Origin of the sequence: Sorangium sp. So ce296 (assembly GCF_051529605.1) — a bacterium.
Lineage (GTDB): Bacteria > Myxococcota_A > Polyangia > Polyangiales > Polyangiaceae > Sorangium > Sorangium cellulosum_D.
In genome coordinates this window covers 2,926,365-2,942,200 of the sequence record NZ_CP150325.1, presented here as the reverse complement: position 1 = coordinate 2,942,200, position 15,836 = coordinate 2,926,365, and the positions used below count along the sequence as shown (strand labels likewise).

The window sequence follows — 15,836 nt, the reverse complement described above, 5'->3', positions numbered from 1 at the left end:
AACCGAGCCGAGGAACTCCGCAGGATCAGACCTGACCCACGGGCGCCAAGAGCTCTCCGCATGGGCTGAGAGGGAGCCTACCAAACGGTGTAAGGCCGCGGGGCAGAAAAGCGCTCTTGCATGCCGGATTCGCGGTCGTTCTCCTTTGCAGCCACTTACGGAGAATGGTGACGAATTATCAGGCTATCTTGGGTGGCTCGAACGACGAAAGACACCCGAGCTGACGGTGGCGCCCGCGCCGCCGCGCGCCCGAGCCGACGGCGCGGCCGTGCCAACGATTCAGCACGCAGACACGTAAGCGGGGGAGGGGAGTGTCTCCGTCGCTCCGGTGCCCGCACCGTGAGCCGGCGAAGGTGCTGCCCACCTTACCAAGATCCGGTGTGCCGCTCGTGGCGAGTCGCCGGGCGCGAAGCGCGCGACGCGCCCGCGCCGCCCCGGCGCGGAGGGCCGCGCGGAGCCGCCCCGCGACTCCCGAGCACGCCGCGCGAGGGCCCCGCGAGAGGGCCCGGCCGCGTCCGCCCTCCGACGGCGAGATCGCTCCGTTTAGTTGACCTCCGCCGCCGGCCTTGATACCGGGTTGGGCGTCAGCGCGCCGTGGGCAGGTGAACACGGCGGGCGGGCGCAGTTTTCCTCAACCACAGCTCAGGAATACCGCCCTCCGCTGCAAGGCCGCCGATTTTCTGGGGCTTTGAAGGCAGCTGGCCTGGTTTTTGCGCGGCACCTCTCCGGCAGTTTGACTGGAACGGGAGGCGCTGGCGTGGCGTTGGTGTCCTCACGACAAGGTGACGGAGGTTCTTCGATGGTGGAGCGGCAAGTCCGGAGGCGGGTCGGCGTCGTGATGGGCGGCTCGTCGGGCGAGCGCGAGGTGTCCCTGCGCTCGGGCGCGGCCGTCGCCGAGGCGCTCGAGGCGCGCGGGTACGATGTCGTCCGGATCACGCTCGGGGACCGGTTCGGCACGGAGCTCTGCGCCACGCTGCAGCGCGCGCGGCTCGACGCGGCCTTCCTGGCCCTGCACGGGCGGCTCGGGGAGGACGGGTGCGTGCAAGGCGTCCTGGAGCTCGCCCAGATCCCGTACACCGGGTCGAGCGTGCTCGCGAGCGCCCTCGCGATGGACAAGCTCAAGGCCAAGGAGATGTTCCGGCTGCACAACGTGCCGACGCCTCCCTACTACACTGTGGGTGCGCACCAGGAGCTCGACGAGCTCGAGGCGATCCACGGCTCGTTCGGGTTCCCGGTCATCGTCAAGCCGCGCGGCGAGGGGTCGAGCCTCGGGGTGACCAAGGCCGGGTCGCTCGAGGAGCTCCGGTCGGCGCTCGCCCTGGCGTTCGAGTTCGACGACGCCGCCATCGTGGAGCGGTTCGTGGCGGGGACCGAGGTCAACGTGGGGATCCTGGACGGGAAGGTCCTTGGCGCGATCGAGATCGTGCCGAAGAAGGGGCTTTACGACTACGAGGCCAAGTACACGCCGGGGATGACGGAGTATCACATGCCGGCGCGCCTCCCGCCGACCCGGTACCGCGGGGTCCTGAACCTGGCGGAGCGGGCGGCCCAGGCGCTCGGGTGCACCGGCGCGGTGCGCGTGGACCTGCTCGTGACCGGCGGAGAGAACGAGTACGTGCTCGAGGTGAACACCCTGCCGGGCATGACCACGACGAGCCTCCTGCCGAAGATCGCGGCCGCCGCAGGCTACGAGTTCGGCGATCTGTGCGAGGCGATCCTGGCGAGCGCTCGGCTGCACCAGCCGGTGCGGCGCCGCGCGCCCGCGGCCTCGGAGCTCCGGCTGAGCGAGCGGGGACAGGCCGAGAAGCGGCTGCGGCTCGTGAAGTCGGCGATCTGAGGGCGAGCGCCCCCGCACGGGGGCTGAAGGCGGGCGCCCGGCACGGGGCGCCCGGCAGCGCCTGGCACCGACCTCATGCCATTGCCCTCAGGGGCAGATCAGCGCGAATTCTGAATCGCGGGTCCGTTCGCAGGGGCCGCATCGCGCGTGAGGCGTCGATTCCCGATCACGGAAGCGTTGTTGTCGACGGGGGTGGCGCTCGCGACCCTCGGTTCGCGCGCGAGCGCCTGATAGCGCTGGTGGATGCCTCCGCGGGGACAACCGACGCTCAGGCGGCCCGCGGCGGGCACCGTCGCGGGTCGCTGCCCGCGGCGCCTTCTCAGGCTTGAGCGCCGCGGGTGGCGCGCGCGCGCCGTGTCGCCGGGCTCCGGCCAGGGCGCCGCCACCGCGTGGCGGCCAGGGCCGCAGCGAGCAGCCAGGGCGCGGCCGAGCCGAGGGGGCCAGGGCCGCCGTCGGGCGCCGTGGCGCAGCCGTTTCCGTGCAGGTGCGGCGGGCCGCTCCCCTCCGGGGCGGGCTTGGGCGGCGCGCCGCCGTCGCCGCTGGGGCCGCCGTCGCCGCCAGAGCCGCCGTCGCCGCTGCTGGAGCCGCCGGCGCCGGTCGACGCGGCGGCGCCGCCGTCGCCGCCGGAGCCGCCGTCGCCCCCCGCGCCGCCGTCGCCGGAGCCCTCCGCGAGCAAGCAGCCCCCGGCGATGCACTCGCCGCCCGGACAGGGCGCGCGGTCGAGCTTGTAGCGCTGTCCGCAGTTGCCGGTGGCCCGCTCGCAGACGGCGACCCGGCAGACGGCGGCGTCGGGTTGCGGGCAGAGGAACGGATTGCTGCCCACGCAGGCGCCGTTCTGGCAGGTATCGGTCTGCGTGCAGGCGTTGCCGTCGTCGCACGGGCTGCCGTCGGCCTTGCGCGGGCTCGCGCAATCGCAGGCGTCGCCGATCCCGTCGCGGTTGGCGTCGGCCTGGTTGGGGTTCGCGATAAGCGGGCAGTTGTCCGCCGCGTCGGGATGGCCGTCGGCGTCGTCGTCGTCGTCGCAGGCGTCGCCGAGTGGGTCTCCCGCGGACAGGCCACCATCGGTGTTGGCCTGGGAGGTGTTCGGGACCTCAGGGCAGTTGTCCTCGTGGTCGGCGACCCCGTCATCGTCGCTGTCGCGCGTGCAGACGCCGGCCAGGCACAGCCCGCTGAGGCACTCCTTCGGGAGCGCGCACGCGGCGCCGACAGGCTTCTTCGGCAGGCAGTCGCCGCCGGCCTCCGCGCAATAGGCGGCTGCGGCGCACTGGGTGTCGAAGGTGCAGCCCGCGAGGCAGGCGCCCGCGACGCAGCGGTAATCGCCGCAGGACCGGGTGTCGGCCTCGGCGCAGACCCCGAGCCCGTCGCAGAGGCGGGCCTCGACGACCTCGGAGGCGCCGTTGCACGCGGCCGCGCCGCAGGGGGTGCCCTGCGCCTGGAGCTGGCAGGAGCCGCGGCCGTCGCAGAAGCCGTTGGCGCCGCAGGTGGCGGCCGGCTCCGCGACGCAGTCGTCGTCCGGATCGGCGCCGGCCTGGACGGGCCCGCACACGCCGTCGGGGCCGGCGCCCTTCTTCGCGGCGGAGCAGGCCATGCAGGCGCCCGCGCAAGGAGCGTCGCAGCAGACGCCGTCGACGCAGGAGTCGCCGGCGCAGTCCGCGTCGGAGTCGCAGGGATCGCCGGGGAGGACGGGGGAGTAGACCTCGGCGCTGGCGAGGATGCCGCCGGGGCCCTGGCCGCCGGTGACCAGGACCTTGCCATGGGGCAGCAGCGTCGCTGCGTGGTCAGAACGCTCGGAGTGCATCGTCCCTGCCGGAGACCAGCTGTCCGTGGCCCGGTCGTAGACCTCAGCGCTCGCGCCGCTAAGGCCCGCGGAGGCGGCCTTGCCCGCGACCAGGACCCGCCCGTCCAGGAGCCGCGTTGCCGTGTGCTGGTGGCGCGTGGTGCTCATGGGAGCCCGCGCCATCCAGCGATTGGCCGCCGGGTCGTACACCTCCGCGCTCGAGAGGGCGACATAGTCGGGCCCGTAGCCGCCCGCGACCAGGACTTGCCCGTTGTCGAGCAGCGTCGCCGTGGACTGGTAGCGCGCGGTGATCATCGGTTCTGCCGCGGTCCAGCTGCGCGTCATGGGGTCGAAGATCTCCGCGCTCGCGAGGTTGTCGTAGTCGCTTCCTTCGCCGCCGGCGACCAGGACCCGCCCGTCGTTCAGCAGCGTCGCCGTGTGCCCGGAGCGCGCGGCGATCATCGGCTCTACCGCCATCCAGTTGCGCGTGATGGGGTCGAAGATCTCCGCGGTCGCGAGGTGCGTGTAGCGGGTCCCGAAGCCGCCCGCAACCAGGATCCCCCCGTCGTTCAGCGGCGTCGCCGTGTGCCCGTAGCGCGCGGTGATCATCGGTGCTGCCGCCGTCCAGGTGCGCGCGATGGGGTCGAAGATCTCCGCGCTCGCGATTGAGACATAGTCGGCCCCGTAGCCGGCCGCGACCAGGACCTGTCCACCGTCGAGGAGCGTTGCCGTGTGCTCGTAGCGCGCCACGAGCATCGGTGCTTCCGCCGTCCAGGTGCGCGTCGTGGGGTCGAAGATCTCCGCGCTCGCGATTGGGATGTAGTCGGTCCCGTAGCCGCCGGCGGCCAGGACCCGCCCATCGGCCAGCAGCGTTGACGTATGCCAGTAGCGCGCGTCCATCATCGGTGCTGCTTCCGACCACGGGCTCGCGCCGGACAGGTCGTAGACCTCGGCGTTCGCCTCGGAGGCCCGATTGCCGCCCGTCACGAGCACTCCGCCGTTCGTGAGCTGCGTCGCGGTATGACCGCTGCGGCCCACGGCCATCGCCGGCGCATCCGACCACGACCCCGCCGTCGGATCGTAGATCTCCGCGTCCGCCAGGTACCCGGACCACTCGGACTCGCCCACGACCGCGGACCCGCCCGCGACGAGGACCCGCCCGTCCCCCAGCAACGTCGCCGTGTGCTGAGAGCGCTCGACGTTCATCGGCGCCGTCACCGCCCAGCTGCCGCTCACCGGATCGTAGATCTCCGCGCTCGCGAACCCGCCCTCTTCCTCCTCTTCCTCCTCCTCTTCCTCTTCCTCTCCCCAGTAGATTTCGGCGCCGCCCGTGACCAGGACCCGCCCGTCATCGAGCAGCGTCGCCGCGTGCCCTTGGCGCGCTGAGCTCATCGGCTGCACCGGCGTCCAGCTGTTCGCCGCCGGGTCGTACAGCTCCGCGCTCTCCAGCGCGTCCAGGCCATCGAAGCCGCCCGTGACCAGGACCTGCCCGTTGCCGAGCAGCGTCGCCGTGTGCCCGTAGCGTCCGGTGCTCATGGGGGCCGCCGCGGTCCAGGTGTCCTCCCGTGGGTCGTACAGCTCCGCGCTCGCGAGATGGGTGCCGTCGCTCCAGCCGCCCACGACGAGGATCAACCCGCTGTCGAGCCGCGTCGCCGTGGGGCCCTCGCGCGCGGCGCTCATCGGCCGCGCCGGTACCCAGCGGTCCTCCGCCGGGTCGTACAGCTCCGCGCTCTCCAGTGCGCCCGAGTCGCCGGAGCCGCCCACGACCAGGATTCGCCCGCTGTCCAGAAGCAGGGCAGCGTGATTGTGGCGCGGGCCGCTCATCGGCTGCGCCGGCGCCCAGCCGTCGTCCGCCGGGTCGTACAGCTCCGCGCTCGCGAGATAGCCGTCGCCGCCCCTGCCGCCCACGACCAGCACCCGCCCGTCGTCGCCGCCGAGCCGCGTGGCCGTATGCCCCCCGTCCCGCCGCTCGGCCATCGCCCCGACAATGCGCCACAGCGGATCCACCAGCAGCAGCTCCCCCGACGCCTCGGCCAGCAGCGCGATCTCCGCCCCGCGCGCCTCAAGGCGCACCGCGACCGGTCGCCCGCCTTCCGCGAACGCGCGCGGCGCGGTGACGCGCAGCCGCGGTGTCCCCGCCGCGTCCACCACCTCGACGGCCTCGCCGCGCTGCCGCAGCGCCGCGCCGTCGACCTCCCAGACGGCCGCGGGCGCGCCTGCCGGCGCGGCGCCCGGCTCCACGGTGAGCCATTCCTCGATGCCGCCCTCGGCCGCCCGCCAGAACGACGCGCCGCCGGCGCGGCCGTAGATCACCGCGCCGTCCACGATCGCCCCCGGGCCGGAGGCGCCGGTCTCCCGCACCCGCACATCGAAGCCGCCCGGGCCCGAGAGCCGCACCCAGCCGCCGCCGTCGCGCGGCAGCTCGGCTTGGAGCCGTGCTCCGCGCCCGGCTCGGCCAGCCGCGGCCAGCGCGAAGCCTCCGTCCCTCGCCGACGGCGCGTCGAGCGCGCTGCTGCCCAGCACCTCGGCGGCCTGCGCCGGGAACCGTTGCTGCACCTGCGCTGCCGCTGCGGCGGCGCGGTCGCGCCCCGCCGCGCACCCGAGCGCGCTCATCCACCCCGCCGCGGCCAGCGCCAGGATGACCACGGCCAGCACGCGAAAAGCCCACTCAGCTCGCATGCCAGCGAATGTCTCACGCCGGCCCGCCAGCCACAACGGCACCGCGAGCGCGCCACCGCCCGAGCCGCGCGGCGCGGGCCGCTCACCCCCGAACCGCGCGGCCCGCGCGGCTCACACGAGCGATGTGCAGATGCCGATCTTGGGATGATAGACGCCGACTCTGCGCTTCCCGCCACTCGTCTCCGGCGTCACGAGCACCACCATGCTCTTGAGGAGCGGCGCGTCCGCGCGAATCCGCACGTGCTGGCCGGCGACGACGACGTGCCATACGTTCACCGTCCCGAACCTCGTCACGACGACGCCCTCGTAGATCTGCGCGGCCGACGGCGCGCCGCGCAGCGCCAGGCGGCAGGCGGTGTAGCTGCCCAGCACCTGATACAGGAGCACGAACGGCATGACCGCGAAGGAGAAGGCGAGCAGCATCGCGACGAGATCGATGTGCCGGTAGAGCGAGCCGACCCCGAGGAGCCCCGCCCAGACGAGCAGCGCGTAGCCCACGCCAGCCAGCTGGTGCCGGGCGTGCCGCAGCGCCGCCCAGGGGCGCGGGGGCGGCTCGCGGAGCTCCTCGGGCAACTGGATCGCGTTGAGTGACTGCATCGTGCGGCTTCGGCATACCCGCGACGGCCGCGGGGCTCAATCGGACAGCGCCGGCGCGGCGTGTTCCCGCGATCATTTACCGCCCGCCGCCCGCCGCCCGCCGCCCGCCGCCCGCCGCCCGCCGCCCGCCGCCCGCCGCCCGGCGCTCGCCGCCCGCCGGCGGCGAGCGCCGCGAGCGCCGCGCCTCGGAGCCCCGCGCCTCGCCGAGCTCGCCGGATCCCTGCGACTCGCCGATGCGCTCTGGCAATCGCGCCGGTTTCGAGCAGGATCGACGGACCATGACCTCCCAGCGCAACCGCAAGATCGTCCTCGCCGCCCGGCCGGTCGGCGAGCCCAAGTCGTCCGATTTCAAGCTGATCGAAGAAGAGCTCGCCGAGCCCGGCGAGGGCCGCGCGCTGCTGCGCACGCTCTATCTGTCGCTGGATCCGTACATGCGCGGCCGCATGAGCGCCGGCCCGTCGTACGCGCCGCCGGTCGAGGTCGGCGACGTGATGGTCGGGGGCGCCGTGAGCGAGGTGCTGCGGTCGAGCGTCGACGGCCTGGCGCCGGGCGACCTCGTCGAGGGGCGGACCGGCTGGCAGGCGTACGCGATCACCGACGGGAGCGGCCTGCGCAAGGTGGATCCAGCGCTCGGCCCGATCTCGACCGCGCTCGGGGTGCTCGGCATGCCGGGGATGACGGCCTACACCGGGCTGCTCAACCTGGGCCAGCCGAAGCCGGGCGAGACGGTGGTGGTCGCGGCGGCCTCCGGAGCGGTGGGCTCGGTCGTGGGGCAGATCGCGAAGATCAAGGGCTGCCGCGCGATCGGCGTCGCCGGCGGGCAGCGCAAGTGCGACTACGTGGTGCGCGAGCTCGGCTTCGACGCCTGCGTCGACCACCGCGGCCCCGATCTGGCAGCGCGCCTGAAGGAGGCCTGCCCGGGCGGGATCGACGTGTATTTCGAGAACGTCGGCGGCGCCGTGTTCGAGGCGGTGCTGCCGCTCCTGAACCCCTTCGCCCGCGTGCCGGTGTGCGGCCTCATCGCGCACTACAACGACACCGCGCCGCCCCCCGGGCCGGATCGCCTTCCGGGCCTGATGAAGCAGGTGCTCGCGAAGCGCCTCTCGCTCCGCGGCTTCATCGTCGGCGACTTCGCCGAGCAGCGCCCCGAATTCCTCCAGGAGACGAGCCGCTGGATCCGCGAAGGTCGCATCAAGTACCGCGAGGACATCGTCGACGGTCTGGAGAAGGCCCCCGAGGCGTTCATCGGGCTGCTCAAGGGCGAGAACTTCGGCAAGCTGCTGGTGCGCGTCGCGTCGTGAGCGGCGCCGGGCGCCCTGGCTCGCCGCGGGCGCCCTGACCTGCGGAAGGAGACGGAAGCCCCGGGGATCACGGCGCCAGGATCACCGCGCCGCCCGGCGGGATCGTCATCGAGAGCATGCCGGTCGCGGAGACGGTCTCGGCGCCGCCACCGAGCGCGTCCGTGAGCTCGGCGCCGGCCGGCAGGCCGAGCGCGCCCGTCACCTCCACCGAGATGCGCTGCGCGGTCGCCGCGCGCGTCAGCGCCACGACCGCGGACCTCCCCCCGGCGAGCCGGCGGCCGAAGACCAGCGTGTCCTCCGTGGCGGTGAGGTTCACGTAGGCGCCGCGGCGGAGCGCGGGGACGCCCTGGCGCGCGGCGCCGAGCTGGCGCACGAAATCGAGCGTCTCCCGCTCGTCCGGCGTGAGCTCGTCCTCCGCACGCCACAGGCTGCGGTTGTTCGGGTCGACGCCGCCCCACTCGCCGTACTCGTCGCCGTAATAGAGCAGCGGCGCGCCGGGGAGGCCCAGCAGCCACGCCATCGCGAGCCGCACGCGGGCATACACGTCGGACGACGCCGGGGCCTCCGCGGTGTCCGACCACTGGCGGGTCGGGACATCCCGGCCGTGCGCGACGTCCTGGCCCCGGTAGTCGGCCAGCGTCGCGAACCGGGCGGTGTCGTGGCTGCCGATGTACGGCGTCATGATCGCGCCCTCCGGCCACCGCTTCTGCCCGTCCTCGACCCAGTACGCGGCGTGCAGCATGCCCCTGTCGCCCCAGGCGAACGTGCGGTACGAGACCCCGTGATAAAGGACGAAGTCGAACTGGCCGTCCAGCCCCAGAGGACCGATGTACTTCGCGATGGTCCCGTAGTTCTCGTCGTTGCACGGCGGGGCGCAGTCGTTCCAGCCCATCGCCGTCTCGCCCATCAGGAAGTAACGCGTGCCGGCCGGCTCGAACGCCTCCCGGACCTCCGCGGCGAGGTTGCGCGTCGCGATCTCCTCGACGTGCTTCACGGCGTCCACCCGGAGCCCGTCGAGATCGAACTCGTCGAGCCAGTAGACCGCATCCGAGACGAACGCGGCGTTGGCCTCCGGCACGGTGTGGTTCACGTCGGGCAGATACCCCGCGAACATGCAGTCGAGGGCGTGAGACGTCCAGTCGCAGCCGTCCGTGCCGCAGACGCACCCCGTCCGGAACCAATCCGGGTGCGACGCGACGTACTCGTGGGCTTCGTGGACGTGGTTCACCACGAAGTCCTGGAGCACGCGGATCCCGTGGCGGTGCGCCTCGGCCACCACCGCGCGCAGCGCCTCGGCCCCGCCGAGCCGCGGATCCACCTCGCGCGCCTTGATGGGCCAGTACCCGTGATATCCGGTCACCTGGTGGACTCCATCGCTCGCCGGGTACGCGCCGGCCGGGTTCTCCTGGAACGGCGTGAGCCAGATGGCCCGCACGCCCAGCGCGTCGAGCGTGCCGTCCTCGATCGATCGCCGCAGCCCCTCGAGATCTCCGCCGGCCCAGTCGCCCCGCGGATCGGCGCCCGGCGTGGCGGGCGCGTTCAGGGCCGGATCGCCGTCGCGGTAACGATCGGTGACGACCATGTAGATGAGCGCGTCTTCCCACGAAAACGGCTCGGCCTCGACCCAGAAGACCAGCCGGAGCGGCTCGCCGACACGGCCGCTCCGGGTCGCCCCGCGCAGGGTGATCCGGTACTTGCCGTCGTCGAGGCCCCGCACGTCGATCCGCACGTCGCCGCGCTCGTCCACCGAGATCTCCTGCGCGGTGAGCGGGCGCGCGTCGCCGTCCTGATCCTGCAGCGTCGCCTCGAACGCGGCCGCGTCCGGGCCCGCGCCCTCGATGCCGTCCCGGTACGCGAGCCGCGCCTCGAAGGCGCCCTCTCCGGCGGCGGGGCGGGCCACCTGGCTCTGTGCGACCGAGAACGCCGGAAGGCGGCAGTCAGGGACCTTGACGGCGGAGTTCTCGATCCCGCCCACGTACTTGCGGCGCCCCTCGGCCGGGTCGAGCACCCACGCGAGCTCGCCGCCGTACCGATACGTGATCTTGTAGGCGTGCAGCCCGGGCGGCAGATCGACCGTGGCCACGAGCTGCCCCTGCGCGCCGCCCTCGCCGAGCTCCGGGGCGGTGCCGAGATCGAAGCCGTTCCACTCGCCGGGGACGCGGACGTCCGTGGCGCCCGGGGGCGCGTTGAACGCGAACGACGTCGGACAGAGCACATCGCCCTGCCAGGTGGCGCCGCCGCTGCCGCCGGCCCCGCCGCTGCCGCCGAGCCCGCCGCTGCCGCCGAGCCCGCCGCTGCCGCCGAGCCCGCCGCCGCCGCCGTCGCTCCCGGCGCTGCCGCCGGCCCCGCCGCCGCCGGTGCCCTTTCCCTGACCGGCGTCGAGCTCATGATCGTCCCCGCACGCGAGCGGGACGGCGAGGAGCATGGCGGCGTAGACAGCGGACATCACGAAGGGATTGCGGCGGCGCGACATGGCCTCGAGGAGTATCCGATCACGGGAGGCGTGTCAGCGCAGGCGTCGCGGAGAATCGCCCCAAACGGCGCGGAGAAAGGCGACGCTCCGCCCATGCTGTCGCGTCGCCAACCGGTGCGGCGCCGGTTCCGCCGGCGCTCCGCCCCGTACTCGGGCGTTCGCCTCGCCACCCCGGCGAGTCGAGCCGGCGCGCGGCCCTCAGCGGGGGCTTGACGGCCCCCAAACGTTTCGATTTCCTCTCTCTCGGGCGCGGAAGTGCCTCGCGTCCCGGCCTCGAGCCGGCCGGAGTGCCTCGCTCCGCCGGTTCCAACAACAAGAGATCCCGTATGACCGATTTGTCTTCCTACCCCATCACACGCAAGTGGCCTGCGCGGCATCCCGACCGCATCCAGCTCTACTCGCTGGCCACGCCCAACGGCGTGAAGGTGTCGATCGCGCTGGAGGAGATGGGCCTGCCCTACGAGGCCCACCTTGTCTCCTTCGACACCAACGACCAGCTCTCGCCAGAGTTCCTCTCGCTCAACCCGAACAACAAGATCCCGGCGATCCTCGACCCGCAGGGCCCGGGCGGCAAGCCGCTCGCGCTGTTCGAGTCCGGCGCGATCCTGCTGTATCTGGCGGAGAAGAGCGGGAAGCTGCTGCCGCAGGACGCGGCGCGCCGCTACGAGACGATCCAGTGGGTGATGTTCCAGATGGGCGGCATCGGGCCCATGTTCGGCCAGCTCGGCTTCTTCCACAAATTCGCCGGCAAGGACTACGAGGACAAGCGGCCGCGCGACCGCTACGCGTCGGAGTCGAAGCGGCTGCTGGGCGTCCTCGACGGCCACCTGCGCGGGCGCGCGTGGATGCTGGGCGATGACTACACCATTGCCGACATCGCGATCTTCCCGTGGGTGCGCAACCTCGTGGGCTTCTACGGGGCGGGGGAGGTGGTGGGGTTCGACGACTTCAAGGAGGTGAAGCGCGTGCTCGACGCCTTCGCCGCGCGGCCGGCGGTGGTGCGCGGGCTGGGCGTTCCGTCGCGCAACGGCTGACCGCCGGCCTTCGGGAGGCGCCAGGGCCGGGTACGTGCGTGGGCGCGATCGATGGTATCTATCCATCGAGACCGCGGTCAGCTCCGCGGGATCCCCGTGCGCCGCCGGCCCCTCCTCAGTCCGCGGCGCCGCGGCGCGAGCAGCCGGCGGCGCCAGAGCCCGGGCGCGCCCGGGCGGGGGCCTCGCCGAGCAGGAGGATCACCGCGAGCGAGAGCGCGCACCAGCGCTCGCGAGGGAGCGAGGGAGGCGGATCGTGAAAGCGAGCCTCCTGTCGGCTGAAGAGAGCAGGGCAATTCGCCTTGACACGCTCGGATCGTTTTGCTTTTTCTACCCCCTTATACCATCCGGTGGGATGCGGGCGGCTCGTCTCGACCACTGTTAGTAAACCTACCTTAAACGGTTTTGCGGCCTTACTTCGTGGCTTAGCCGGGTCGAGCCTTAGGGCTGGCCCTGGAATGGGCGGCTGGAACGCCCCTCTGGATCGTTGCGGCGCGGAACGATGGTGCCGGCTGTGATCAAAAAGTCGGTTGCCGGGAATTAGCGTCATCAAGCCAAGGAGGATCTGTGCGTCTAGCTTCACTACAAACTTTCGCTTTGGTTTTAGGGTTCGTTGCCGTGGGTTGCGCGGGGTCGGACGATCCCTCTGGGGATCCTGGGTCGGGCGGCAGCTCGGCTGGGCCGGGGAGCGTGACCACGGGCGGCGTTACCAGCGGCACCAGCGGCAGCGCGACGACAGCGACGACGAGCGGGGTCGGGGGCTCGGACGCGTCGAGCAGCGTGTCCACCGGCGTCACGACCAGCAGCGGCGTGACGACAACGTCGGCGAGCGGGACCGGGGGCTCGGACGGGACCGGGGGCTCGGACGGGACCGGGGGCGCGGGCGCGACCACGACCACGACCACGACCACGACCACGACCACGAGCGCGACCACGAGCGCGACCACGAGCTCGAGCGCGACCGGCGGCATGCCTGCGGCGTGCACGGAGCCCGACCGGGAGGTCTGCAACAATGGCACGAACATGCACTGCGGATACACCTACGAGTACTGGAAGGACTCGGGGACTGGATGCCTGACCAACACGTCCGAGGGCTTCAGCGTCAACTGGAACAACATCAACAACTTGTTGGGCCGTAAAGGCATCAGGCCCGGGTCGAAGGACCAGATCGTCACCTACGAAGCCGACTACCGCCCGAACGGGAATTCGTACCTGTGTGTCTACGGATGGACGAAGGGCCCGCTCATCGAGTACTACATCGTCGATAGTTGGGGCAACTGGCGTCCGCCGGGCGGAGAGGGACACATGGGTACCGTCGACAGCGATGGCGGCACCTATGACATCTATCGGACCCAGCGGGTCAACCAGCCTTCCATCGAGGGGAACCAGACCTTCTATCAGTTCTGGAGCGTCCGCAAGGAGAAGCGCTCGAGCGGAACCATCACCGTTGCCAACCACTTCAACGCGTGGCAGCGCCTGGGCATGAACCTGGGGAGCTTGTACGAGGTCTCGATGACCGTGGAAGGGTATCAAAGCAGCGGTCAGGCCAACGTAAAGTTCTCCATGGAATGAGCGCTGGGCCTTGAGCGCCGCCGCGCGCGGCGCGGATCCTGGCCGCCGAGCTCCCCGCACGTCTCTCCTGTCATCTTCCCGGAGAGCGGCCTCGGCCCGCTGCCGTTCATCCCCAAGAGCGTCTACGCCTTCTGGCGCCACGATGGGCGGAGCGTCGCCTCCGCCAGCATCGAACGCGCCGGCGGTGCCTCTCCCAGAGGCTCCCGTCGTCAACCCATGAGGACTGAGAAATAAAGAAGACCAAAGAGGCGCAGAGGGCACAGAGAAGAGGAGAAAGAGCTCATGTCTTTCTCTCTCCTCTGTGCCCTCTGTGGTTCGATTTCCTCTTCGAGGAGCCGGCAGCTCTCGCCCCGCAGCCCGACGACGGCGCGCCCGCCCCGAAGACCTCCGGTCGACGGGACGGGCGCCGTGATCGCGCTCCGGTGTTGGGGAGCTCAGCCGATGTGGATGATTGGGGTCGGGAGGCGCTCGTGATCGCGAGCGCCCAGACCGGCGAGGGAGGGGGAGCCCGAGCTCAAGGCCCGGCGCTCATCGCATGGAGAACTGCACGTTCGCAGAGCCGCTGCTCTGATATCCTTCGACGAGCATCGAGACCTCGTACAGGCTCCCCAGGTTCATCCCCTTGCTCGCCCATGCGTCGAAGTGGTTGGCGACGGTGATGGTCCCGCTCGAGCGCTTCTCCTTGCGGACGCTCCAGTACTGATAGAACGTCGTGTTGCCCTCGATGGACGGCTGATTGACGCGCTGGGTCCGGTAGATGTCATAGGTGCCCCCGTCGCTGGTGACGGTACCCATGAACCCCTCGCCGCCCGGCGGACGCCAGCTGCCCCAGCTGTCGACGATGTAGTACTCGATGAGCGGGCCCTTCGTCCACCCATAGACGCCCATGTACGAGTTGCCGTTCGGCCGGTAGTCGGCGGTGTAGTTGACGACCGTGTTCTTCGTACCGGGCCTGATGCCCTTACGGCCGAGCAGATTGTTGATGTTGCTCCAGGTGACGTTGAAGCCGTCCGCCGTGTTGGTCAGGCATCCGGTCCCGTTGTCCTTCCAATATTCGAAGGTGTAGCCGCAATGGGTGCCGGTTTGATTGGAGCAGTACTGGCTGTTGGCAGCCGTGCACGTGCTGCCGCCGCCGCCCGCGCCGCCGCCGCCGCCCGCGCCGCCGCTGCCGCCCGCGCCGCCGGAGCCGCCCGCGCCGCCGCCGCCGCCCACGCCGGTGGTCGACGAGGAGCTCGAGGACGAGCTCACGCTGCTGCTCGACGAGGAGGACGAGGTCGTGCCGCCGCTGACCGAGCCGCCGTTGCCGGCGACCGAGACGATCGAAGGCCGCCCGGTGCCGTTCGCGCAGAAGCCGAACTCCGTCGAGCTGCCCTTGGACAACGCTCCGTTATGGCCCACGTTCGTGGCGGTGAGCTGCCCGCCCGATTCCGTGGCGTTCGCGTTCCACAGGTTGTTCCTGGTCGAGCCGTTGAGCCCGATCACCACGCTCCAGCCGGTGATCCCCGGGTTGGTGCGGGTGTTGTTCGTCACCTTCACGCTCGCGCAGTAGCCGTTCCCCCAGTCCGACTGGATGGCGAGGGTCGCCGACACCGAGCGGTCCGAGCTGTCCACCGCGGATTCCAGGAGCGCGGCGTCCTCGTCGTCCGCGATCTGCTCAACGCTGCACGCCAGCAGGCCGCAGGCGACCGTAGCGGATAAGTAGCCAAGTAAGGTAGCGATGCGCATTTAAGATCTCTCCATGATCGAACCGATCGAGCCGCGGTCTTCTGAACGAGATGGACTTGTGAACCACCTGGACGCCCGCGAGCACACCGATTCATCGGTTAGCGTTGACATTTTCCAGCCCGCGTGCTCGTGATCCGGTGATCACGAATGCTCCCGCGGGCCTGCGCCGACCACATGCCTGGCAATCACGATGTCTGTCGTGATAGCTGCTCACATCCGAGCACCCCGTGCGATAGGGCGGGGCATCACTCCGAGAAAGCAGGGACAACTCGGGCGAACAGCCGCAAAAAGCAAGCAACCCCGGCAAGTAGCATCACTCGGGGTCGGCCCTCAGCGATCCAGCAACCGACTGCGCCGCCCGGCCCAGAACGGCCCGGACCGCCAAGGAGGATTAGGATATTCATACATACGGGGGGGGAAAGTCAAGAGTCTTTTCTTTGTCCCGATCGCTCGTCCCCGAGCGCACTCTACAGCGCCGTCCTGCACCGCCGTGCGAGCTACAGTCACGTTGCGTGCGTGGGTTCGATCCTGAAACAGGTTATCCGGTTTTGTCCGGCTTTATGCGGCTTTGCGGCGAAACTCCGCGAAGAAGAAGCGCGCCGGACCGTCGGGGGCGGCCTGATGCATCTCCTCGGATCCCACGAGCCCAGGGCGCTCCGGATCGAGCAGCATCTCTCGAGCGCCGAGCCCGTGGATGCGATAACGGAGCCGCCTGGAGACAATGTGGTTTACACCCCACACACCGGGTTTGGTCGCATGGTTATTTTTGCGGGCCGTTCGGCTCGAGCCGTCGTCGAACTCTGCCGTTCGCTTGTGGGCTACCACCCCGTCGGGCACCGCCGGG

9 protein-coding genes are annotated in these 15,836 nt (G+C 71.2%); 4 read left to right on the top strand and 5 right to left on the bottom strand.

What is annotated here, in order from left to right:
- Positions 1–799: 799 nt before the first annotated feature.
- Positions 800–1,837 (top strand): D-alanine--D-alanine ligase, encoded by a 1,038-nt coding sequence (locus tag WME98_RS11120; protein WP_061623048.1) that lies wholly within the window; start codon positions 800–802, stop codon positions 1,835–1,837.
- A gap of 319 nt (positions 1,838–2,156) precedes the next feature.
- On the opposite strand, the gene WME98_RS11115 is transcribed toward WME98_RS11120, so the two are convergent.
- Both WME98_RS11115 and WME98_RS11110 read right to left on the bottom strand, forming a co-directional pair.
- Positions 2,157–6,293 carry a kelch repeat-containing protein gene (locus WME98_RS11115; protein WP_437951316.1) on the bottom strand — a complete coding sequence of 1,379 codons (4,137 nt, stop codon included), beginning with the start codon at positions 6,291–6,293 and terminating at the stop codon, positions 2,157–2,159.
- Positions 6,294–6,404: 111 nt separating this feature from the next.
- Entirely contained in the window at positions 6,405–6,890 is a 486-nt protein-coding gene (locus tag WME98_RS11110; protein ID WP_437333346.1) for a hypothetical protein, read from the bottom strand.
- Positions 6,891–7,168: 278 nt separating this feature from the next.
- Between WME98_RS11110 and WME98_RS11105 the strand changes: the two genes are divergently transcribed.
- A complete protein-coding gene (locus WME98_RS11105) occupies positions 7,169–8,191 on the top strand; it encodes an NADP-dependent oxidoreductase (RefSeq protein ID WP_437951315.1) in 1,023 nt (340 codons plus the stop codon).
- A gap of 67 nt (positions 8,192–8,258) precedes the next feature.
- Here the strand turns inward: WME98_RS11105 and WME98_RS11100 are convergent, their stop codons facing one another.
- The gene (locus tag WME98_RS11100) at positions 8,259–10,637 is read right to left on the bottom strand and encodes an alpha-amylase family glycosyl hydrolase (protein ID WP_437951314.1); all 2,379 of its coding nucleotides are present in this window, start codon (positions 10,635–10,637) and stop codon (positions 8,259–8,261) included.
- A 353-nt stretch (positions 10,638–10,990) separates the two neighbouring features.
- Here WME98_RS11100 and WME98_RS11095 point away from each other — a divergent pair, with 353 nt between their 5' ends.
- Positions 10,991–11,698 carry a glutathione S-transferase N-terminal domain-containing protein gene (locus WME98_RS11095; RefSeq protein WP_437333343.1) on the top strand — a complete coding sequence of 236 codons (708 nt, stop codon included), beginning with the start codon at positions 10,991–10,993 and terminating at the stop codon, positions 11,696–11,698.
- A 687-nt stretch (positions 11,699–12,385) separates the two neighbouring features.
- On the top strand, positions 12,386–13,267 hold the full coding sequence (locus WME98_RS11090) for a glycoside hydrolase family 11 protein (protein ID WP_437951313.1): 882 nt from the start codon (positions 12,386–12,388) through the stop codon (positions 13,265–13,267).
- A 528-nt stretch (positions 13,268–13,795) separates the two neighbouring features.
- Here the strand turns inward: WME98_RS11090 and WME98_RS11085 are convergent.
- Together WME98_RS11085 and WME98_RS11080 are read right to left on the bottom strand one after the other, a co-directional pair.
- Positions 13,796–14,878 (bottom strand): glycoside hydrolase family 11 protein, encoded by a 1,083-nt coding sequence (locus tag WME98_RS11085; RefSeq protein ID WP_437951312.1) that lies wholly within the window; start codon positions 14,876–14,878, stop codon positions 13,796–13,798.
- A gap of 672 nt (positions 14,879–15,550) precedes the next feature.
- Positions 15,551–15,817, bottom strand: a complete 267-nt coding sequence (locus tag WME98_RS11080) for a DUF1971 domain-containing protein (RefSeq protein WP_437951311.1) — start codon at positions 15,815–15,817, stop codon at positions 15,551–15,553.
- Positions 15,818–15,836: the final 19 nt, after the last annotated feature.